We start from the raw sequence: 23,229 nt of genomic DNA on the forward strand, positions 1-23,229 counted from the left end.
TAGCCTACCAAAGACAATATGATGATGCTAGAACCATATTAAGACATAAAAAAACCTGAACAATTAGTTCAGGTTTTTCAATTTAAATTATTATTGATTTCCTAATATAATAGGCATTCCACTTTTACCCGAACCAATTAAAACCACTTTACTATTTGGCGAATTTGCTAATTTTAAGGTAGCTTCAATTCCTTTATCTTGTAAAATTTTATCGGTTAAAGAAGCGCTTAAAATTTTATTCGCATCCGCTTTACCTTTTGCTTCAATAATTTGTTTTTCTGCTTCTTTTTGAGCCGTAACCAATCGGAACTCATATTCTAAAGATTCTTGCTCTTGTTTTAATTTACGTTCAATTGCTGTTTTAATAGTTGTAGGCAAAGTTACATCTCGAACTAAAATTTCATTTAATTGAATAAACTGTTTGTCTAAAATCTTTTTTGTTTCTGCAAAAATTTCTGTTTGAATAACATCTCTTTTACTAGAATATAATTGTTCAGGGGTATAACGTCCTACAACACTACGAGCTGCAGAACGAATAGCTGGCTGAATAACTCTCGAAATATAATTTTCTCCTTTTTCCTGATGTAAAGAACCAATTTTATCAGTTTGTGGTTGAAACCATGCCGAAGCTTCTAGTCTAATTTCCAGACCATTAGATGATAAAACCTGCATTTTTTCAAAAATCTCTTGTTGACGTACCTCATAAATAAAAACTTTATTCCAAGGAGCTACAATTTGGAATCCCTCGCCCATTGCTGGCTGATCAGTTACTACACCGCCGCCAAATGTTTTATATAAAACACCTGCCTGCCCTGATTTTATGGTTACTGTCGATTTTGAAAAAGCAATAATTCCAAGTACAGCAACTATTGCTAAAAGAAATCCCCCTTTTGGTAATTGAAAATCTAATTTTCTGTTATTATTCATTTTTATAGTTTAATTTATTTAATTTCAAATGTACAATTAATCTTGTTTTAAATCGTAGTAAAGCGAAACCTTAAAATTGCTTATTTCATAAATATTTTGTATTTTCCTTTTAATTTTAAAACAACAGTAATATCCTTATCTGTTAAATTTTTAAAATACCAACCGTGCTTTCCTTTAAAAGGAGCGGTAAAAGTTCCTGCCATATTATTAGAATATGCGACGGTATAACTTTCATAAAATACCTCTTCAGGCGGATTATTTTGTTTTACTTCCCCATGAAAATCAGTATAAAGAATGTCTTTTTTTTCTGATGACCATTCATAATTAAAACTACTGTATTTAAGAGTATTAACTTTATATTCTATCCCTTTTTTAGCAGGGACGATAACACGAATACTATCTTGTCTTTCAATTAATCGCTGTTCAGAAGGCGGGTTATTAGCCTCTAAAGGTTTTACAATATTTGGATTAGAACCAATACTTTTAAGCGTTATTTTCTTGAAATTTAATTTAGATGAAGCATCGCTTACTAGCTCTTTTTTATTTTCTTGATAAAGCTTAGCAAAGCCCATTAATTTGCCTGTCCCTAAAGGATCTACGCCATATTCAGCAGGTAATACGGCTATAAAAAAAACCAATAATCCTATAAAAAAGGCTATAAATACTGATTTTATTAGTTGTTTTTTACTCATTAAAGTTATTGAAGTTTGTTTATTTGTTGTCATTATTTATATGTTAAGAAATGAAATACCCTGTTAATTGATACCCTAATAATAAAAATCCTGCTGCCATTAAAAGCACATTGGTAATTTTTGAGAATTTTAAAAAACTTTCATAATGTCGCCAGTAAGAAATACACAATAAAATTGCGCCTAAAGCTAAAAACTGTCCTATTTCTACGCCTAAATTAAACCCTAATAAATTAACAAGAAGCCCGTCTTTATCTAATTGAAATTCCTGTAATTTAGTAGCCAAACCCAACCCGTGAAATAACCCGAAAATTAACACGGCTTTTTTAGTGTCAGGCTGTTTATTAAAAAGCGTTTTAAAACCGCCTAAATTATCGAATCCTTTATATATTATTGAAAATGCTATAATGGCATCTATCAAAAAAGCATTAATACTCACATCAGTTAATACGCCTAATAATAAAGTAAAACTATGTCCAATTGTAAAATAAGTAACATACTTTATAACGTCTTTTGTTTTATACAAAAAGAACAATACTCCTACCAAAAAAAGTAAATGATCATAGCCCGTAAGCATGTGTTTTGCACCCATATAAAGGAACGGACCAAAAGAAACTCCTTTATTATTTACTAAAAATAATTGAGTCGTTTCATCTACTCCATGGGCAAAACCCGCCAAAGGGATGAGTAGTAAAATTAACAGTAATAATCGGTTTTTTTTTAAATCCATCGTCATCTAATTAATGCACATGGCCTTCCATGCCACCTGCTTGTTGTAATAATTTGCCTTTTAAAAAATGAGCACCTTGCGTAACTATTTTAACATCAAAATTATTTCCTTCAATTGTTTTTATAGCTACAAAACCTGTATCACTATTCCCTAAAGTTACTTTTAAAGGAATAAATTCTACACTATTTTCGGCAGCAAATATAAAGCTTTCGCCTTCTTTTTCTATAATTGCAGCCTGAGGAATTGCAAATGTTTTTTCGCCATTTAATAATATTTCCGCATTGATAAACATCCCTGATTTTAACACATTTTTTTCATCCTCAAAATGTCCGTGAACATTTACCGTTTTTGTTTTATCGTTTATTTTTTGACTGATTAATTTTATAACTCCCTGATATTCTGAGTCAATTCCTGAAGGTTTAAAAACAAATTCATCCCCTTTTTTAATTTTGGTAATATCCGTTCCAAAAACATTTAATTCGGCGTGCATATGATCGGTGTCAATAATTTCCATCATTTCAGAATTTGCAGCTAAAAACATACCTTTATTCAAGTTATTTTCTACCACATAGCCCGAAATTGGCGCTTTTATATACACATATTGTTGAATTCCATTTGTTAAAATGCTACTTGCCGATAAATTTGCCATCTTTAATTGTGCTGCATAACTAGCTACCAAACTTTTTGAAGAATTATACATTCCTTCTGCTATTTGAAATGATTTTTTAGAGGTAATTTCGTTTGCTAACAGCATTTTTTTACGCTCATAATCCGCCTTTGTAACCTTATTATTATTCACTGCCTCTAAATACGAATATTGCAATCTTATAAAATTTGGATGCTCTAAAACGGCAAGGGTCTGCCCTTTTTTCACCTTATCTCCAGGTAATAAATCGGTTTTATACACAAACGATTCTAAAGGAGCATAAATAGTTGCTTTACTTTGCGGAGGCACTTCTATTGTTCCTGTTACGGCAATGCTGTTTCGTATTTTTCGTTGCGTAATTTCGGCTACTTTTATATTTGCAGACGCTACTTGTTCACTTGTTAAATGCAATTCATTTTCGGCATGTTTTTCTTCTGATTCTTTATGTTTTATTTCTTTTTCTTCGGATGTATGGTTGTGTCCTTTATGATTTTCTTTTTTCGAATTACAACTGATAATCGATACTATTGTTATTAATAAACTTATTTTATTGATATATTTTTTCATCTTTTTATATTTTTATTTGGCTAAATCGACTAAATAAGAGCCGAGCCTTTTAATCTTTATTATTTTTTTGTGTAAAATTCGTAGTTAATTACTGTTTGATTATAATTATGAATCAACAACAAATAATTTTGCATCACCTGAAAATAAATGTTAAAACTTTGATTGTACTGATACGCATCTATTTCGCCAGATGTATATGCTAATTTTAGTTTTTTAATAAATTTTTCAGCCTTTATTTTCATTCTGTCAATAGAAGATAATTCCGTTTTTAAATATTTTATTTGTTCTTGTAAACTTTTAAAATTATTATGAATAGCTATTTTATTCGCTTCATTTTCAAAAGTTATTTCTTTGGATATTATTTTTTGTTGTTTAATTTTAGCATTGTTAGACCAAAATGAAATAGGAACATTCAACCCGATATTAAAACCTGTATAATCGGTTGCATTTTCTGTTTTTCTATTAACAATCCCAGCTGTTATTTCAGGGAAATAAATTGATTTTGCTACTAAAATATTCTTTTTAGCTACTTTTTCTCTTTTAGATAAAATTTCTAAGAATGCCTTTGAAAGGTTATCTTTTTTGATATTATTTTTAAGTAAAACAGCGTTTTTTAGCGTTTTTTTAATAGGAAATTTTATTTGAGGAATTATAGCTGTTTTTATCTGTAATAATTCTTTTAATTTATTTTCTACGGATGTAAAACCCTTATAAATAGTACTTTTTTTAGATTGAATATCTAAAGATTGTAAGATTGTTAAATCGTTTTCTAAACCTCCTATTTCTCCTGAATTGTATAATTTATTAGAAATTTTTTTAATCAGATTACTATTTTTTTCTTGCTCTTTAAGTAATGAAATAAGCCCATATAAATAATTCCATTGCTGATATAAACTTCTAGTATTTCTGATAATTTCTTTTATAGAAATTTCATTTTCTGAAATTGCTAATTCATGTTTTGCAATCGCTAATTTTCTTTTTTGAAGATGTGTTAAAACAGCACCAAAATTTTGATTTGCAGACCATTCTTTTTCCGATAAACCAGCACTAACTCCAATATCTTGATATTTTAAAGAAAGAGGATTTAAAGTAATTGCACTTCTAATTCCTGCTTTTTTCTTAGCGATATTTAAATCAGATTTATAATTAGTTATTGATTTTTTTAAAGCGATATTAATTGCGTCTTGCTCACTTAATTTCTGAGGATTTTTATTTGTTATTTCTTGTGATTGAACAAATAAACTTCCTGATATTATAAATAACAAACTCAGTATTTTTGAATTTATTTTTATTGATTTAGCATTTTTACTTTCAGAAAACAGATATAAAACTGGTAAAATTAATAAGGTTAATAACGTTGCCGATATTAAACCACCAATAACCACGGTTGCCAATGGTTTTTGTACCTCTGCTCCTGCCGATGCTGAAATAGCCATCGGTAAAAACCCTAATGAAGCTACCATTGCCGTCATAATTACGGGACGTAATCGAACAGAAGTTCCTTTTTTTATGATTTCTTTTACATCAGTTATTCCATTTTTTTTCAAACGATTAAATTCTGCAATTAATACAATTCCGTTTAAAACAGCGACACCAAACAAGGCTATAAATCCTATTCCTGCCGATATTGAAAAAGGCATATCTCTAAGCCATAATGCAAAAATTCCACCAATTGCCGACATTGGAATTGCTGTATAAATTAAAAAACTTTGTTTAATCGATTTAAAAGTAAAATATAAAAGTAAAAAAATCAATAATAAAGCAACAGGAACTGCAATTCCTAATCTTGTACGTGCTTCTTCTAAATTCTTAAAAGTTCCGCCATAGGTGATATAATACCCAGTATCAAATTGTATTTTTTTGCTAACTTTTTGTTGTAATTCAGTAACAATACTTGCTACATCACGACCTCGAACGTTAAAACCTACTGTTATTCTTCGTTTAGCATCATCTCTTTGTATTTGGTTTGGTCCTGTTTTAAAGCTTACATCAGCAACATTTTCTAACGGAATTTGTACTCCATTAGCTGTCATTATATATAATTTACGAATATCATTAATATTTGCTCTATTTTCTTTTGACATTCTAACAACCAAATCATAACGTTGCTCACCTTCATATACAGAACCTGCACTTTGCCCAGCAAAGGCCGTATTTACAGCCGTATTTACATCAGAAATATTTAAACCGTATAATGCTAATTGATTTCGTTTATAATCAATAACAATTTGTTTTAAACCTGTCATTTTTTCGATATACAAATCTTCAGCACCAGCTACTTCAGGAATAATTTTTCCTAATTCATTTCCATATTTTACTAATTTATCTAAATCTTCTCCGTAAATTTTTAGAACAACATCTTGCCTTGCTCCTGTCATCAATTCATTAAAACGCATTTGTATTGGCTGTTGAAATCCGAAATTGACACCTAACATATTTTCATCTAATAAATGATTCATTTTTTCGGTCAACTCATTTTTAGTACGTGCTTTTTTCCAATCATTTTTATCTTTTAAGATGATAATAATATCAGCCACTTCAACAGGCATTGGGTCTGTAGGTATTTCTGATGAACCTATTCTACTTACAATTTGTTCAATTTCATCAGGAAATTCTGCTAATAATAATTTTGAAGATTTATTCGTAACATCAATCGTATATGATAATGAACTTCCTGTAGAAACGGTTGCTTGAACGGCTAAATCTCCTTCATCTAAAGATGGAATAAATTCTGAACCCATATTTTTAAAGGTAAAAAGGCTCCATAAAAAAGTAATAATAGCAACAATAAGAACCGATTTTTTATAGCTTAAAACAAACTCTAAAATAGGTGTATAAACATTTTGTAATGCTCCTATTATTTTATCAGAAATATTTTTTTTATCAGAAATTGTTTTCTTTAAAAATAAAGCACTAATCATCGGAACGTATGTTAATGATAAAATAAATGCTCCTAAAATGGCAAAACTTACGGTTATTGCCATCGGTTTAAACATTTTCCCTTCAATACCAACCAACGCCAAAATAGGAAGATATACAATTAAAATAATAATTTCTCCAAAGGCAGCACTGGTTCTAATTTTTGAAGCTGACTGATATACTTCTTCATCCATTTCGGATTGTGTTAATTTTTTTCCTGATTTCTTCATCACTAAATAATGCAATGTTGCTTCCACAATAATCACCGAACCATCGACTATAATTCCAAAATCAATTGCTCCTAAACTCATTAAATTTCCTGAAACTCCAAATAAGTTCATCAATATAATAGCAAATAACATTGCCAACGGAATTACCGATGCAACAATTAATCCCGCACGTAAGTTTCCTAATAATAACACTAAAATAAGAATCACAATTAAAGCTCCTTCGATTAAATTAGTTGATACCGTGCTAATTGCTTTATCGACTAATTTTGTTCTATCTAAAAAAGGTTGGATAATAACTCCTTCGGGTAAACTTTTTTGAATTTGAGCAACTCGTTCTTTAACACGTTTTATCACTTTTGATGAGTTTGCGCCTTTTAGCATCATTACAATTCCTCCAACAACTTCTCCTTCGCCGTTTCTAGTCATTGCTCCATATCTGATAGCACTTCCTAATTGTACTTTTCCGATATCTTTAATTAAAACAGGTGTACCATTTTGAGTATTTTTAATAACAATATTCTGAATATCTTCAGATGATTGAATTAATCCTTGACTTCGGATAAAATATGCCTTCGGATTTTTATCAATATAAGCACCTCCTGTATTTTGATTATTTTTAGATAAAGCCTCTAAAACTTCGTTGATACTTACACCCAATGTTTGCAATCTTTCAGGTTGTAAAGCAACTTCGTATTGTTTTAAAAAACCTCCAAAACTACTAACATCTGCAATTCCTTTTATTCCTAATAATTGACGGCGAACAACCCAATCTTGAAGAGAACGCAATTCCATAATAGAAAACTTTTCTTTAAACCCCTCTTTTGTAAATAGCGTATATTGATAAATTTCTCCTAAACCAGTAGTTACAGGTGCCATTTCGGGCGAACCAACTCCGTTTGGAATATTATTTTTTGCTTCGTTTAAGCGTTCGCTAATTTGTTGTCTTGCCCAATAAATATCTACATTATCTTTGAAAACAATGGTTACTACGCTTAATCCGAAACGAGAAAAAGAACGAACTTCTTCAATATTAGGAATACTAGACATAGTCATTTCTATGGGAAATGTTACTAATCTTTCTATATCTTGTGCCGATTGTGAAGGTGCTGAAGTAATAATTTGCACCTGATTATTGGTAATATCTGGCACTGCATCAATAGGTAATTGTTTTAGTGAATAAATTCCCCAACCAATTAATATCAATACAAAAGCGCCAATAATCAATTTATTTTTAATTGAAAATTTTATAATGTTATCTAACATCTTTTATGTGTTTAATTCTTGATTTTTAAAAGTTTTGAAGTGTAATTTTTACGATAATTGAATCTTATTATTGATGTAACTTTCTTTAAATAAAAGCTCTAAACAATAGTAAAAGAGCTGTATGCCTAGCCCCGATTGTAGCATTGTTTGAGCTCCTTTTTTGATTTTTTTCAAAAAAGAGCGAGTGCGAAAAGCGGGAAATTGCTTCAAATAAAGTTAATAAAAAGGATGAAAATCGATAAAAACTTACACGAAATAACAACATCACCTCGACTATTAAACAGTTGAAAATGATACGATTATTAAAAAGTAAAAAAAGAATTAAACTATTGGAGGTTGAAAAAGCTGGTTTAAATAACTAGCGGTATTTAACACTTTATAAAAATGATTTTTTGAGTGTTTTTGAAAGAATGTAATAATCTGAAAATTGAATTCAGGCGCAATTACAGCGCTTGAAATACCTAAAAAAATACAATGATGATGGTGTTCGGTATTTCTTTCTTCTTCGGTATCATTTTGATGATGGGTTTGCAAATGTGCATCGTCCATCGTATTAAAATGTGTGGTTTGGGCATCAGAAAAAATAATAGCATCCGAATGTCCCTGCACCGGAGGCACAAAGAGCAATAAGGTTAATATGAGGATGCTAATAATTTTCAATTTATTGATTTAAAAAAATAAATTACAGTAACAAAGATATAAAAATTATTTATTTAATCGGTCTTTAACGTATTCAACCTTGGTTTTTCCGTGGCGTATTGGTGTTCCATCTTCACCTAAACTAACCATTACAATTTTGTCTATTTCTATAATTGTTTTGTGGGTAAGCTTGTTGCGTACTTGGCAGTTTAAGGTAATTGAGGTGTTCCCAAATTTTACAACTTCGATGCCAATTTCAATAATATCGCCTTGTTTAGCAGAGCTTACAAAATCTATTTCAGACATAAATTTAGTAACCGTTCGGGGTATTTCTAATTGAATAATAGCATAAATTCCTAATTCTTCATCAATCCATTGTAATAATCGACCGCCAAATAACGTTCCATTTGGGTTTAAATCTTCTGGTTTTATCCATTTTCTGGTGTTAAATTTCATCTTTTTAAGTTTTAAATTATATATACAAAGTACAGGAACAATGCTAAATTACACAATTAAAAGCGATTCGTTTTTTATATTTTACCATCAAATTTTCTGATAAACCATTCTACTGAAAATAAAACAATGATTAACGATAAAAGCCATTTCCAATTAATTAAATGTTCTTTTTTGATGCTTGATTTTTGAGTAGTATAATAGGTTTTATCTTCGGATAATTGCGTTAAAAAATTATCTATTTTATCAGGATATATTAATTTTCCTGCTGTTTTTAAGGCTAATTGATGTAGTTTTTGATCATTGGCATTTACAAACTGCTCTTCTATGTTAAATTCGGTTATTTTAAATTTCCCGTAGCTGTTTATTTTTTGATTGCTGTTGTTTTTTACAGCTACTTTATATGAATAATAGCCAGAATAAAGGTCAGAAATTGAAACCTGATACGAATTATTTACCAATGAAAAAGGCAGTGTTTTTTGATGCTTTGTTAGGGTATTTGTAATGGTTATTTCTAGAGACTCCCTGTTATCAAATTTATAATTTTCGTCAACATAAAAAGCTGAAATTGTTACGGATTCATTTTGTAGATATGATGATTTACTTTTTACAGATAGTCTTTTTCTTTTTTTATTAGAGGCTAAATATTGTACTAAATTGCCTAAAAAAGCATCAAAATTTTCAAAGTTATTTTCAATTCCTTGTGATTCTAAAAAGCTAGCTGAACGCCATTTCCAGATTCCTTTTCCAAATAAAACAGCGTGTTTTTGATTGTTTTTTGTCGATTTTTCAGTTTTATAATTTTTATTTTCAAAGTTTTCGATAGTCGCCAATAAGGGTTCTTTGGTTTTAAAACCTGCATATTTTTGATGTAATAAAATCTGGGCATCGCCTGTTATTCTTATCTCTCCAAAAACATCTTTTAGTGGCGGAAAATCATTAAAATTGATGTCTTTTTGTAAGAAAGGTAAAAAATTGGCGTTATAAAGTGCCGTATAATTTTCAGGTTGCTTAATGGCTTCTTTCTGAACGCCTAAATTTTGTGTGTTTAAAAAATTCCAATCCGTTTTTGTTCCTGAAACGATTAAATAATTAGATGTTACTTTTTCAAAAACCTTTTTAAAAGAACTATTTGGTTGATAAAAAACAAAAAACTGATAGTCATTATATTTAATGTTTTTATCATTTATAAAAGCGATATCTACTTTTCGTTGTTTATTACTTTCTATCGATTTTTTAATCGCTCCTATATCAGGATGTAAGAAAGAACTTAAAATTAATACTTTTGTTTGCTGGTCGATAACTTCTACTGAAAAATTTTTGTAATTATTTTTGGTGTTTTTTTCATTTTTAATTTCACTTATTGACGTTTTATAATATTGGATTCCTTTTTTATCCGAAGTTAAATTAGTAGTGATTGTTTTTGTAGGATTATCTGCCGAAAAGGTAACCTTTTTAGAAAACACTTTTTTACCTTGATGTGTAATTGAAAAAGTAGCGTTTATTTGTTCTTTCCCGTTAAATTCTCCTTGATAATAGACTAAGGTTTCAACAGGAAACTTATTTTTTATATAACTGTATTTATTAACGTTTACCTGTGAAATTTGCAAATCTTGATAAGCGGTAGTATCGCCTATAACAACGGGGAAAACTTTGTTTTTTGAGGTTATATATTGATACTCATTTCCGTTAGTTTGGTTTCCGTCAGTAATTAAAACAGTCGCATTTAAGCGTTCTTTTTGCAATTTATTCACTGCATTTATTGCTTGGTAAATAGCTGTTTGAGTTCCTGAAAAATTTAAACTATCAGCCGATAAAACTGTTGTTTTTTTATCAAAAGAAAGATATTGAACGTCAAACTTATCGGTAATTTTGGCGGAATTTTTTAAGGTTTTTAAAACCGATGCTACTGTTTTTTCGGCATTAAAATATTTTATTGATGATGAATTATCTACTAAAATACTTAAAACAGGTTTTATATTTTGAGTTTTAATGCTTTTTATTTTAGGGTTTATCAACAATAAAAACAGTAAAAATAAACTCAATGTTTTTAAAGCAAAAAGGAATTTATTTCTTTTAGATTTCTGTGTTGTTTTGTAAAAATATTGAAAATAAGCGATTACAACACTTAACAAAACAGCCAAAACAAGGTAAATGATAGTTATCTTTTCCACAAAAAAAGTTTAAAAAAGTTGAATTTGTGAAGGTAAAAAAAGCTATTTAATAAAAATAGCTTTGTTAAATTTTTTCTGTTATTATTTCTTATTGTTAAGAATCTGTTAGTTTTGCTTTTGGTTTATCTTCAAACATTTTAAAAAACAACATAGAAGCGATATTTCTAGCACGTTCTTTTGCTTCGTTGGCTTTTGCTCCATGAAAATTTTCGTCTAATGTTTCAAACCATAAAAGCAACCATCTTCCAAAATGCTCTTGTGAAATGCTGTGATTAAAATGAGTATTTAAATCTTTGTGGGCTTTCATCGGATTTCCTTTAAATTTTCGAACGAAAAAAAGATTCGATTCCCAAAAATCCGTTAATTTTTCTAAATGAGCATCCCAAGCATCCGTAGGAATTGTTTTTAAAAAAATATGCCCAATAAAATCATCCGCTTTAATTTTATCGTAAAAAGTGCTTACTAATAAAAAAACATCTTCTCTATTTTCAATTTCTTTTGTATCTATTTCATTCATTTTAAGTGACTTTTAATAAAATACAAAAGTATCTTTTTATATGCTATTATTCTATGACAACCGTCATAAATAAAAAATAAAATAGAACTTAATTATTAATCAATTATAATCCGTTAAAAAAGAATAGTATTTTCTATTTTTGCGAAACAACACAACAAAATTACATAAAAAAGCATAAATCATGAGCTTAACACAATTAAACGCCATCTCTCCTATTGATGGTAGATACCGTAATAAAATAGCCAATTTAGCAAACTATTTTTCTGAAGAAGCCCTAATTAAATACAGAGTAAAAGTTGAAATAGAGTATTTTATCGCTTTATGTGAAATTCCTTTGCCACAATTAGCCGACTTCAATAAAGAATTATATCCTAATTTACGTAAAATTTACGAAGAATTTTCTACTGAAAATGCTCAGAAAATTAAAGATATTGAAGCGATTACAAATCATGATGTAAAAGCGGTTGAATATTTTATCAAAGAAGAATTTGACAAATTAGAATTACAAAAATATAAAGAGTTTATTCACTTCGGATTAACTTCTCAAGACATTAATAATACGGCAATTCCATTATCTATTAAAGACGCGATGGATGAAGTTTATTATCCTGCTTTAGATGAATTAGTATCTAAATTAGCCGATTTATCTGAAGAATGGGACGATATTCCAATGTTAGCACGAACGCACGGACAGCCTGCTTCTCCTACTCGTTTAGGAAAAGAATTTTTTGTTTTTGTAGAGCGTATTAACAATCAAGCAATTCACATTCAGCACACGCCTCACGCCGCTAAATTTGGTGGAGCAACAGGGAATTTTAACGCACATAAAGTAGCCTATAAAGATATCGACTGGAAAAACTTCGGAACGCATTTTGTTGAAGATATTTTAGGATTACACCACTCTTTTCCAACGACTCAAATAGAGCATTACGACCACATGGCGGCTTTATATGACGGTTTAAAGCGTGTAAATACTATTTTAATTGATTTAGACAGAGATGTTTGGACGTATGTTTCAAACGATTATTTTAAACAAAAAATTAAAGCTGGAGAAGTTGGTTCATCAGCAATGCCACACAAAGTAAATCCTATTGATTTTGAAAACTCTGAAGGAAACTTAGGGTTAGCCAACGCTATCTTTGAGCATTTATCAGCAAAATTACCTGTTTCAAGATTACAACGTGATTTAACCGATAGTACTGTTTTACGTAATGTAGGTGTTCCTTTCGGGCATACGTTAATTGCTTTTTCATCTACTTTAAAAGGATTGAATAAGTTATTATTAAACGAATCTAAATTTGCTGAAGATTTAGAAAATAACTGGGCAGTTGTTGCCGAAGCAATTCAAACAATTTTACGTCGTGAAGCATATCCTAATCCTTACGAAGCTTTAAAAGGATTAACGCGTACCAACGAAAAAATCAATCAAAAATCAATTGCTAATTTTATTGATACTTTAGAGGTTTCATCAGAAATTAAAGAAGAATTAAAAGCAATTACACCAGCTAATTACACAGGAATTTAATGAGATATTTTTTTTATTTTTTAGTAGCTTTTTTAGTGGTTTCTTGTAATTCTACGGATAAACAAGGCGATCCCGAACGTTTTAAACACGGAAATTTTCAAATACCAGGGAGCAATAACTACGGAAAAACAACGATTGTAAGAACTGACAGTTTACAAATTGAAGAATATACCAAAACAACAAGTATTTCTTTGGCTGATGGTTCGGTTAGTGAAAAGCAAGAAAAACATATTGATACACTTTTTATCAAATGGAAAAATAATTTTGCCTATTCATTACGTATGAAAAACCCTAAAAATGATTTAGATAAAGACCCGATATTTGTGCAAATAACCAAAGTAACTGATAGCTCTTATAGTTTTACCGCTAAAATTGGATATTCAAATTTCAAACAAAACGGAACGGTTTATAAAGTAAACTAGAAATTAAAATTGGCGCTTAACTGCCTTTTATAATATTTAAAAGACCTGAGAATTATAAATAACTCTCAGGTCTTTATTTTTTTATACATTTGCAAATTCAATGTATCGTTTCAAAAAATATATCGCTTTTTTAAATTTGTTGCTATTACTACTTCCGTCAGTAATACAACTCGTGCATACTTTTGAAAATCACAAACATACTATTTGTACCAGTATCGATGAGCATCATTTTCATGAACAAGAATTAGATTGTTCATTAGACGATTTTCATTTTCAAGTATTTTCATACACAGCTGCTTCAAATTACGCTGTAATTCCACAACACTTTTACAAAAATAACTACAACGAGCAACCACAAGTAATTTCGGTTGTTTATACCGATAAAAAACTTACCCGAGGTCCACCCTATTTTACGGTTTAACATAGCCTTTTTATGTAATCGTGTTTTTTTGAACTTAATTTCACTTTTTTATTTAATAAAATGAAAGAAGTAAAATAATGCTTCATAATTACGTATTACAACGCTTTATAATCATTTTAAGGATGATTTATAAAAATTTTATTAATAAAAATATTCATAAAAAACATTTAATGAAAAAAATAATCTTTTTCCTATTTTTAATAGGGATTTCAAACTCGTATGCACAAAATAAAGTTTCAGGGAAAATTACAGACATTAATAAAAACCCTTTATTAGGTGTTGAAATTTATGCAGAACAACTGCACAAAGGCGTTACTTCAGACGCGCAAGGAAACTACACTTTTAATCATATTCCTAACGGTAAAATAACCATTACATTTAATTATTTAGGTTTTAAAAATGTTTCAAAAACATTTATTTTTAATAACGAAAACCAAATTTTTAATCCTTTACTAGAAGAAGCTATTTTTAAAATTGATGAAATAATTATTTCTACGCCTTTTAATAAATTACAATCTGAAAATGTAATGAAAGTTGAGCGATTATCGGCAAAAGCATTGCATAGAACAGGTGCTACGACACTTATAGAAGGAATTACAAATATTGCAGGAGTTTCTCAAATATCAACAGGCGCATCTATCGGAAAACCTGTAATTAGAGGTTTAAGCGGTAACCGTGTTTTAGTGTATAGCCAAGGAATTCGATTAGAAAATCAACAATTTGGTGGCGAACATGGTTTAGGTATTAACCAATCTGGTATTCAAGGTATTGAAGTAATAAAAGGACCTGCATCGCTTCTTTATGGTTCCGATGCTTTAGGAGGAGTTTTATATATTCAACCAGAAAAATTTGCTTCGCAAAACACCACTAAAACCAATGTTAATCAGCGTTATTTTACCAATACAATGGGAAGTAATATGTCGTTAGGTGTTAAATCATCTCTTGAAAAATGGCAATTTTTAGCTCGTGGAACATATGGAATTCATTCTGATTACAAAACACCTTCATATCGTGTTACTAATACTCGTTTTAAAGAAAAAGATTTGAAATTAGGTGTTGGTTTTCATCAAAAAAACTTCTCATCAGCATTGCGTTATAATTTTAATAACTCAAAACTAGGTTTAACAGAAGGAATTGGAACACAAACCAAAAAAACAGCCCTTGAAAACCCGTATCAAGATATTAATAACCATATTATAAGCTTGCATAATCACATTTTTTTTAACGCTTCAAAATTAGATATCGATTTAGGATATACAATCAATAGTAGAAAAGAATTTGAAGACGAACATGAACATCATGATGATGAACATGAGCATGAAGACGAACACGATGACCATGCGAATCACGAAGATCATGATCACGATGACCATCAGGAGCATGACGAACACGCAAATAATGAGCCGGCCTTAAATATGGAGCTAAAAACATTTAGCTATAATTTGAAATATCATTTTCCTAAAATGAAAAATTTTGAAATTCTTTTAGGAACACAAGGTTTGCATCAAACAAACACTAATTTTGGTGACGAATTATTAATTCCTGATGCAACTATTAATGATTTTGGTGTTTTTACAACCGCTAATTTTGATGTAAACGAAACCACTAAATTACAAGGAGGAATTCGTTTCGATAATAGGGCTATAAAAACCGAAAAACATGAAATTAAGCATGAAGATGAAGTTCATATTTTTAATCCAATAGATAAACAATTTAATAGTTTTACAGCTTCCTTAGGTTTTAAAACCTTACTTTTTAAAGATATAAATACTCGTATAAATATCGCTAACGGATTTAGAGCTCCCAATTTAGCCGAATTAACATCAAATGGTGTTCATCACGGAACCAATCGATTTGAACAAGGAAATAATGATTTATCTAACGAAAAAAACCTGCAATTAGATATTTCTTTTGATTATAAATCGAAACATTTTGAGGTTTTTGCCAACGGATTTTATAATAAAATAAATGATTATATTTATTTATCGCCAACGGGTAAAATTGAAGATGAAGCACCTGTTTATACCTATTTACAAGAAGATGCTAAATTATACGGTGGTGAATTTGGAGTTCATTTACACCCACACCCTTTAGATTGGTTGCATTTAGAAAGTAGTTTTGAAACAGTTATCGGTAAACGAAATAACACAAAAAACGAAAACAGTTATTTACCATTAATACCGGCAAATACCTTAAAAAACACGCTTAGAACCGAAGTTTTAAACACGAAATGGTTACAAAACGGCTATACTTCGTTAAGTATTCATTCTTCTTTTGAACAAAAAAACATAAGCTCTTTTGAAACAAAAACACCTAGCTATAGTTTGGTTAATTTTGGTATTGGCGGTGATGTTTTTATTCATAAATATAAATTTACAACATCAATTAGTGTTAAAAATATTTTTGATAAAAAATATATAAATCATTTATCCCGTTTAAAATCAGACGCTATTTTAAATGCTGGTAGAAATATTGTTTTTGGAATTGATTTTACGATTTAATTTTTATTTAAAAATTAAAATGATTTTTAAATAAATGTAAAAAACTCCGCTATTATAGCGGAGTTTTTCTATTTTTGTAAGTATAAAAAGGAGCAATTAAATGGAACATTTTATAGTATCAGCACGTAAATATCGTCCTCAAATTTTTGAAGATGTAGTTGGGCAACAAGCAATTACAAACACGCTTGAAAATGCTATAAAAAATGACCATTTAGCCCAGGCATTATTATTTACAGGTCCTAGAGGTGTTGGAAAAACGTCTTGTGCGCGTATTTTAGCAAAACGCATCAATCAAGAAGACAATACAACAGTTAAAACTGATGAAGATTTTGCTTTTAATATTTTTGAATTAGATGCAGCATCAAATAATTCTGTTGATGACATCCGAAATTTAACCGATCAAGTTCGTATTCCTCCACAAACAGGAAAATACAAAGTATATATCATTGATGAAGTTCACATGCTTTCTCAAGCGGCTTTTAATGCCTTTTTAAAAACCCTAGAAGAGCCTCCAGCCCATGCTATTTTTATTTTAGCAACTACCGAAAAACATAAAATTATTCCCACGATATTATCTCGTTGTCAAATTTTTGATTTTAAACGTATTGGTGTTTTAGATGCAAAAGAATATTTAAAAACCATTTGCATTAAAGAAAATATTACAGCAGATGATGATGCGCTGCATATTATCGCTCAAAAAGCAGACGGTGCCATGCGTGACGCTTTGTCTATTTTTGATAGAGTAATTAGTTTTTCAGGGAAAAACTTAACTCGAGAGGCAGTCACCCAAAATTTAAACGTGTTAGATTATGACGTATATTTTACAATTACTGATTTACTAATTGAACAAAAAATTCCACAAGTTTTACTGGCTTTTAATGCTGTTTTAAACAAAGGTTTTGAAGGTCATCATTTTATAAACGGATTAGCATCTCATTTTAGAGATTTGTTGGTTGCAAAAGATGCCACTACTATTTCTTTACTTGAAGTTGGTGATACTACTAAGAAAAAATATTTTGAACAATCAAAAAAAGCAAGTATGCAGTTTCTGCTCCCAGGAATTGACAAAGCAAACGATTGCGATTTAAAATATCGAGGCAGTAAAAACCAACGATTGCTAGTAGAATTAACCTTAATGCAAATAGCCTCTATCAATTTTGATGGAGCAAAAAAAAAATCTAGCAACTACATAATTCCAGCTACTTTTTTTACTTCTTTATCTCCAGTAAAAAATAACACAGCAGAACCTATTGTAAAACAAACAGTAAAAGTATCAGCGGCTCCAATAAAGCCGCTAATTAGCGCTACTAGTCAACCATCATCAAAACCATTATTAAAAAATATAAAACGCCGCACTTCAGGCTTATCTTTAAAAAGTGTTCATCAAAAACCAGTGGTTAAAAATACAGAGTATGATTCTGAAAATTTTGAAAACCATCCTAAAACTCTTTTTACAGACAAAGAACTTAAAGATGCTTGGAAAGCATACACTTTAAAAACACAACAACTAGGCGATCTTAGTATTGCTTCAGTTTTAGCCTCTAACCAACCTGTTTTAGCAAAAGAATATGCAATTACTTTTTCTATCCCAAATGAATTGATGCAAACCCAATTAGAACGTATTAAAGCTAAACTTACTCGATTTTTGCGTGAAAAATTAAATAATTATGCAATTCATTTAAAAATTATAGTTAATGAAGTTGAACAGAAAAAATTTGCCTATACTCCTCAAGAAAAATATACCAAATTAAAAGAGAAAAATCCTGTAATAGAAAAATTAAAAAGTATTTTTGGCTTAGATATTTAGTAACTATCTAATGCTTATTTATTTTTAATCCTCTATTTTTTTTAAAACAGTCAGAAAATTATATATTAGGGCTTTTTAAAATTTATACTTTGATAAAAAACATTCTTATTGGTATTGCTTTTTCCCCCAATTTAAAAGCTAATTTATTTGAGAGCATTCGCTTGTCAAATATGTTTAATGCACAATTAATTGGAGTTCACGTCGGACAAAAATCTGACGAAAAAGAAAAACAACTACAACACTTATTAAGTGAGGCCCCTACCCTAAAAAAACCTTTAAAAGTTATTTGGCAAGAAGGAAAACCCGTTGATGTAATTTTACAAACAACAACACAAGAAAAAGTAGATCTATTAATACTGGGTGCTTTACAAAAAGAAAAAATATACACCTATTATGTAGGCTCAATTGCCCGAAAACTTACCCGTAAAGCTCCTTGCTCTGTATTATTATTAATAAAACCATCTACAGAAAGAGCGCCCTGTAAACACATTGTTATCAGTGGTTTACAAGACGAAAAAACAGAAGAAACCATTAAAACAGGCTTTAATTTCGCTACAAGTTTAGACTGCAAAAGAGTTACTATTGTTGAAGAAATAAGTGCTGCCGAATTAAACGTAAACGTAAGTGATGACGTATCATTACGTAAAGCAACACTAACCAAAGAACGTGTGCAAAAACGTGAAGATGCACGTGTAAATAAAATGCTAAAACACATTAAAACAGCTGATATTATCATAAAAACACAAAATATTTTTGGTCGTAGAGGATATTCTATTGGTCATTATGCAAAAGTAAAAAGAGCCGATTTATTGGTTATAAGTGCCCCTAAAAAAATAGGGCTTTTAGATCGAATATTTCCGCATGATATTGAATATATCTTATCCGAATTACCAACAGATGTTTTAATAGTTAAGTAAAATGGGAAAATCAAAACGTTTTAAAACATTTTTAAGTGAAATACCTCAAAATATTTTTGCAGGTTTCGTAGTATCATTAATAGCCCTTCCCTTAGGTTTCGGATTAGCCTTAGCATCAGGGGCACCACCAATTTCAGGAGTTATTGCTGCAATTGTAGGAGGTACTGTTGTTGCTATTTTGGGAGGTTCTAATGTAACAATTACAGGTCCTGGAAATGGATTAGTTGTTGTTGTATTAGCAGCAATAACTACCTTAGGAGCTGGCAATATGCATCAAGGATATTTATATACCCTTGCGGCCATTGTTATTTCAGGAATTATCATGATTATTCTTGGTTTTCTTCGAATGGGAGCTTTAGGAGATTATTTTCCATCCTCCGCTATTCAAGGAATGCTAGCAGCTATAGGTATCGGTATTTTTGCCAAACAAATACATGTAATGCTGGGTAATTTAAATGCAAAAGGAAGTATTATAGACTTACTTTTACAAATGCCTAGCGGAATCATTGATTTTATAAAAACCGATAACACCAGTATTTTTTGTGCAGGTTTAGTTGGTGTTGTTAGTTTATTAATCATGGTTTTTTACAGTAAAATACGTAATAAATACTTTCAATTAATCCCTGCTCCTATGTGGATTGTTGTTTTAAGTATTGGTATGTACTACTATTATGATTTATTTTCAGTAAGCCCATACCCTATTGATAAAAGTTTATTAATAGAGTTACCCAACGATGTTTTATCGAGCTTTGCTTTTCCTAATTTTGATAAAATTTATGAATTTGAATTTATAAATGCAGTAATTTCCATAACATTAATTGCTAGTATTGAAAGTTTATTAAGTATAAAAGCGGTAGATAAATTAGATACCTTAAAGCGTCGTTCTAACGTTAATAAAGACATCAGATCCTTAGGTTTAGCCACAGTAATCAGTGGTCTTCTAGGTGGTTTAAATGTTGTAACGGTAATAGCACGAAGCTCTGTTAATGTAAATAACAAAGGAAGTAATCGTTCAGCAAACTTTTTTCATGCATTATTTTTAGTAGTATTTATTTTACTTTTCGCTACCGAATTACGAAAAATACCATTACCAGCTTTAGCAGCAATATTAGTATATACAGGTTATAAATTAGCATCACCCGAAAATATTGTTAAAGTATTTAAAATAGGAAAAGAGCAATTAATTATCTTTTTGGCAACCCTATTAACTACTATAGCTACCAATTTAATTACGGGTATTTTAGTGGGTATTTTTATTACTTTTATCATTCATGTTTTTATTAATAAAAACATTATGTTTTTTATTACAAACCTATTAAAACCAAATGTTTTAATGTTTAAAGAAGATGAAAAATATTATGTTTCAGTAAAAAACTTCGCAAGTTTTTTAAACTTCACAAAATTAAAATCAAAATTAGATCAAATACCTGAAACTGAAGAAGCAATTATTGATTTTTCTTTATGTGATTTTATAGATCATTCTGTTATGGAAAATTTAAATAATTACGCAGAAACCTTTAAGCGAAAAGGTGGTTATTTTGAAGTTATTGGTTTAGATGGTTATAAAACAGAAAGCGCCCATCCATTTGCTTTACGTAAAAATAACCCTATTGAACCTGTTGAAAATAATACTAGATCATCTAATTTAACAAAACGACAAAAATCATTACAAAAAATTTCTAACGAATTAAAATGGTCGTATAATATTTCAGCAAAAGAAGCTCTAACTAAAATTCCAGATTTTGGTTACTTTAAAACTCGCCAAATAAGTAATATATCTAATATTTTATCTAATGATAACTGTATATTATTTGACGTTGAATTTTCAGAAGGAGAATTAATTGCTAAACAAATTATTAAAGTCACTATGATGTATATTGACATTGAAAAAAACACTCCTGAATTCACTTTAGACAAAGAAGGGATTTTCGAATACATTTATCATTTTGCAGGTTTTAAAGACATTAACATAGACAATCATCCTGATTTTTCTAAACGATTTTATCTTTCTGGAAAAAATGCTTCTCAAATAAAAAGTTTTTTCACAGACGAACTTGTTTTATTCTTTGAAAGCAATAAATACTATCATATTGAATCAAACAATAAAGGTTTATTAGTTATCGGTCGAGAACGATTAGCAGGTATTAAAGAAATAAAAACACTTGCCAATTTCGGAGTTCGTTTAAAAAACACTATTTACAAATAGTATATTTTAAAAAATTTTAAAAAATTTTTATATATCGATAATAAGAATAAGTAACTGTTAATCTCCTTATTATCGATTTTTTTTTGAAGCAATTTCCCGCTTTCCGGACTCGCTTTTTTTTGAAGAAAAATCAAAAAAAGAGCTCAAACAAAGCTTCAATCGGGGCTAGGCATTTTTGCTAATTTTCATAAATCGATACATCAATTATAATTCCACCAATCTCTACCCTGTTAGTCCGAGTACGAGTAATTTTTTCCTTCAAAAATTAAACAAACATCATGCTGAATTTAGTTAGTTCAGCATCCCATCAAAAAGGGACTACGATAAAACAAAAAAGACCTCACAGGTTTCAAAACCTGTGAGGTCTAACTCACTACTATTTAATAAGAATTTTAACTTTGTAAATAAACTAATCTTTATATTTTTTTTTAGAAAAACAAAAAAATAAGACACAAAAAAAACCTCAATCTTTAAAGATTGAGGTTTTTTAAAAGAAAGGCAACGACCTACTCTCCCACCATTGGCAGTACCATCGGCGCAAATGGGCTTAACTTCTCTGTTCGGGATGGAAAGAGGTGAGCCCCATTGCGATAATCACCTTAAATCGTTTCAGTATATTTCAACTGTATAAGTTAACATATTGGTAAAAATTATATCATAAATTATCAAAAAGAGTTTCGCTTGCGCCCTTACGAGCGCAAGACTTTCTACATAAGCCTATGGGTTATTAGTAATACTCGGCTATGACATTACTGCCTTTACACCTGTATCCTATCAACGTGGTAATCTTCCACGACCCTTTAAAGAAATCTCATCTTGTGGTGGGTTTCGCGCTTATATGCTTTCAGCGCTTATCCCTTCCCAACGTAGCTACTCTGCAATGCTCCTGGCGGAACAACAGATACACCAGAGGTTAGTTCAACTCGGTCCTCTCGTACTAAAGTCAAATCCACTCAAATTTCTAACGCCCACAGCAGATAGAGACCGAACTGTCTCACGACGTTCTGAACCCAGCTCGCGTGCCACTTTAATGGGCGAACAGCCCAACCCTTGGGACCTTCTCCAGCCCCAGGATGTGACGAGCCGACATCGAGGTGCCAAACCCCCCCGTCGATGTGAGCTCTTGGGGGAGATCAGCCTGTTATCCCCGGAGTACCTTTTATCCTTTGAGCGATGGCCCTTCCATGCGGAACCACCGGATCACTATGCTCTACTTTCGTACCTGATCGACCTGTATGTCTCTCAGTCAAGCTCCCTTATGCCATTGCACTCTACGCACGGTTACCAAACGTGCTGAGGGAACCTTTAGAAGCCTCCGTTACTCTTTTGGAGGCGACCACCCCAGTCAAACTACCCACCACGCACTGTTCTCATTGCTGAGTTAGATTCTAGATAAGCAAAGGGTGGTATTTCAAGGACAACTCCACAACGCCTAGCGACGCCGCTTCATAGTCTCCCACCTATCCTACACATTACTTATCCAAAACCAATACGAAGCTATAGTAAAGGTTCACGGGGTCTTTTCGTCCCGCTGCGGGTAATCGGCATCTTCACCGATACTACAATTTCACCGAGCTCATGGCTGAGACAGTGTCCAGATCGTTGCACCATTCGTGCAGGTCGGAACTTACCCGACAAGGAATTTCGCTACCTTAGGACCGTTATAGTTACGGCCG

Annotated in this window: 16 protein-coding genes and 2 rRNA genes (1 of these 18 running past the window's edge); 7 read left to right on the forward strand and 11 right to left on the reverse strand. The window is 30.5% G+C overall.

All coding sequences use genetic code 11. The features are described from left to right. Positions 1-90: 90 nt before the first annotated feature. The 9 genes from ABNT14_RS05815 to ABNT14_RS05855 form a co-directional block, all read right to left on the reverse strand. Positions 91-927 carry a prohibitin family protein gene (locus ABNT14_RS05815; RefSeq protein WP_101903768.1) on the reverse strand — a complete coding sequence of 279 codons (837 nt, stop codon included), beginning with the start codon at positions 925-927 and terminating at the stop codon, positions 91-93. Between the two features lie 80 nt (positions 928-1,007). Next, positions 1,008-1,652, reverse strand: a complete 645-nt coding sequence (locus tag ABNT14_RS05820; protein ID WP_232115115.1) for a hypothetical protein — start codon at positions 1,650-1,652, stop codon at positions 1,008-1,010. A 10-nt stretch (positions 1,653-1,662) separates the two neighbouring features. Next, positions 1,663-2,346 (reverse strand): HupE/UreJ family protein, encoded by a 684-nt coding sequence (locus ABNT14_RS05825; protein ID WP_101903769.1) that lies wholly within the window; start codon positions 2,344-2,346, stop codon positions 1,663-1,665. 10 nt (positions 2,347-2,356) lie between these two features. Further along, a complete protein-coding gene (locus ABNT14_RS05830; protein WP_101903770.1) occupies positions 2,357-3,559 on the reverse strand; it encodes an efflux RND transporter periplasmic adaptor subunit in 1,203 nt (400 codons plus the stop codon). Positions 3,560-3,618: 59 nt separating this feature from the next. Next, complete coding sequence (locus ABNT14_RS05835; RefSeq protein WP_101903771.1) at positions 3,619-7,971, reverse strand: CusA/CzcA family heavy metal efflux RND transporter; 4,353 nt, start codon at positions 7,969-7,971, stop codon at positions 3,619-3,621. A 321-nt stretch (positions 7,972-8,292) separates the two neighbouring features. Beyond that, a complete protein-coding gene (locus ABNT14_RS05840) occupies positions 8,293-8,631 on the reverse strand; it encodes a hypothetical protein (protein ID WP_145993490.1) in 339 nt (112 codons plus the stop codon). Positions 8,632-8,676: 45 nt separating this feature from the next. Then, positions 8,677-9,066, reverse strand: coding sequence for an acyl-CoA thioesterase (locus ABNT14_RS05845; protein ID WP_058885076.1), 390 nt, complete (start codon positions 9,064-9,066; stop codon positions 8,677-8,679). A gap of 74 nt (positions 9,067-9,140) precedes the next feature. Next, positions 9,141-11,237, reverse strand: a complete 2,097-nt coding sequence (locus ABNT14_RS05850) for a vWA domain-containing protein (RefSeq protein WP_348719401.1) — start codon at positions 11,235-11,237, stop codon at positions 9,141-9,143. A gap of 94 nt (positions 11,238-11,331) precedes the next feature. Next, entirely contained in the window at positions 11,332-11,754 is a 423-nt protein-coding gene (locus ABNT14_RS05855; protein WP_101903773.1) for a group III truncated hemoglobin, read from the reverse strand. 181 nt (positions 11,755-11,935) lie between these two features. Between ABNT14_RS05855 and purB the strand changes: the two genes are divergently transcribed. The 7 genes from purB (at position 11,936) to ABNT14_RS05890 (ending at position 21,553) form a co-directional block, all read left to right on the forward strand. After that, positions 11,936-13,279, forward strand: a complete 1,344-nt coding sequence (purB, locus tag ABNT14_RS05860) for an adenylosuccinate lyase (RefSeq protein WP_101903774.1) — start codon at positions 11,936-11,938, stop codon at positions 13,277-13,279. After that, positions 13,279-13,701 carry a hypothetical protein gene (locus ABNT14_RS05865; RefSeq protein ID WP_101903775.1) on the forward strand — a complete coding sequence of 141 codons (423 nt, stop codon included), beginning with the start codon at positions 13,279-13,281 and terminating at the stop codon, positions 13,699-13,701. Before purB ends, ABNT14_RS05865 begins: the two co-directional genes overlap by 1 nt. 139 nt (positions 13,702-13,840) lie before the next feature. Further along, entirely contained in the window at positions 13,841-14,122 is a 282-nt protein-coding gene (locus ABNT14_RS05870) for a hypothetical protein (RefSeq protein ID WP_159459563.1), read from the forward strand. 170 nt (positions 14,123-14,292) lie between these two features. After that, a complete protein-coding gene (locus ABNT14_RS05875; protein WP_101903790.1) occupies positions 14,293-16,623 on the forward strand; it encodes a TonB-dependent receptor in 2,331 nt (776 codons plus the stop codon). 100 nt (positions 16,624-16,723) lie between these two features. Continuing rightward, complete coding sequence (gene dnaX, locus ABNT14_RS05880; RefSeq protein ID WP_101903777.1) at positions 16,724-18,430, forward strand: DNA polymerase III subunit gamma/tau; 1,707 nt, start codon at positions 16,724-16,726, stop codon at positions 18,428-18,430. A gap of 89 nt (positions 18,431-18,519) precedes the next feature. Continuing rightward, positions 18,520-19,347, forward strand: coding sequence for a universal stress protein (locus ABNT14_RS05885; RefSeq protein ID WP_101903778.1), 828 nt, complete (start codon positions 18,520-18,522; stop codon positions 19,345-19,347). A gap of 1 nt (position 19,348) precedes the next feature. Continuing rightward, positions 19,349-21,553, forward strand: coding sequence for a SulP family inorganic anion transporter (locus ABNT14_RS05890; protein ID WP_101903779.1), 2,205 nt, complete (start codon positions 19,349-19,351; stop codon positions 21,551-21,553). A gap of 493 nt (positions 21,554-22,046) precedes the next feature. On the opposite strand, the gene rrf is transcribed toward ABNT14_RS05890, so the two are convergent. Then, positions 22,047-22,155: ribosomal RNA gene (rrf, locus tag ABNT14_RS05895) — 5S ribosomal RNA — on the reverse strand. A 106-nt stretch (positions 22,156-22,261) separates the two neighbouring features. Next, a 23S ribosomal RNA gene (locus tag ABNT14_RS05900) occupies positions 22,262-23,229 on the reverse strand; it runs 1,908 nt beyond the window's last position.

This window comes from Tenacibaculum dicentrarchi (assembly GCF_964036635.1).
Lineage (GTDB): Bacteria > Bacteroidota > Bacteroidia > Flavobacteriales > Flavobacteriaceae > Polaribacter > Polaribacter dicentrarchi.

Bases quoted from the DNA above. Each gene is read 5' to 3' on its own strand.
- ABNT14_RS05815 (WP_101903768.1), bottom strand. From the start codon at position 927: ATGAATAATAACAGAAAATTAGATTTTCAATTACCAAAAGGGGGATTT.
- ABNT14_RS05820 (WP_232115115.1), bottom strand. From the start codon at position 1,652: ATGACAACAAATAAACAAACTTCAATAACTTTAATGAGTAAAAAACAA.
- ABNT14_RS05825 (WP_101903769.1), bottom strand. From the start codon at position 2,346: ATGGATTTAAAAAAAAACCGATTATTACTGTTAATTTTACTACTCATC.
- ABNT14_RS05830 (WP_101903770.1), bottom strand. From the start codon at position 3,559: ATGAAAAAATATATCAATAAAATAAGTTTATTAATAACAATAGTATCG.
- ABNT14_RS05835 (WP_101903771.1), bottom strand. From the start codon at position 7,971: ATGTTAGATAACATTATAAAATTTTCAATTAAAAATAAATTGATTATT.
- ABNT14_RS05845 (WP_058885076.1), bottom strand. From the start codon at position 9,066: ATGAAATTTAACACCAGAAAATGGATAAAACCAGAAGATTTAAACCCA.
- ABNT14_RS05855 (WP_101903773.1), bottom strand. From the start codon at position 11,754: ATGAATGAAATAGATACAAAAGAAATTGAAAATAGAGAAGATGTTTTT.
- purB (WP_101903774.1), top strand. From the start codon at position 11,936: ATGAGCTTAACACAATTAAACGCCATCTCTCCTATTGATGGTAGATAC.
- ABNT14_RS05865 (WP_101903775.1), top strand. From the start codon at position 13,279: ATGAGATATTTTTTTTATTTTTTAGTAGCTTTTTTAGTGGTTTCTTGT.
- ABNT14_RS05875 (WP_101903790.1), top strand. From the start codon at position 14,293: ATGAAAAAAATAATCTTTTTCCTATTTTTAATAGGGATTTCAAACTCG.
- dnaX (WP_101903777.1), top strand. From the start codon at position 16,724: ATGGAACATTTTATAGTATCAGCACGTAAATATCGTCCTCAAATTTTT.
- ABNT14_RS05890 (WP_101903779.1), top strand. From the start codon at position 19,349: ATGGGAAAATCAAAACGTTTTAAAACATTTTTAAGTGAAATACCTCAA.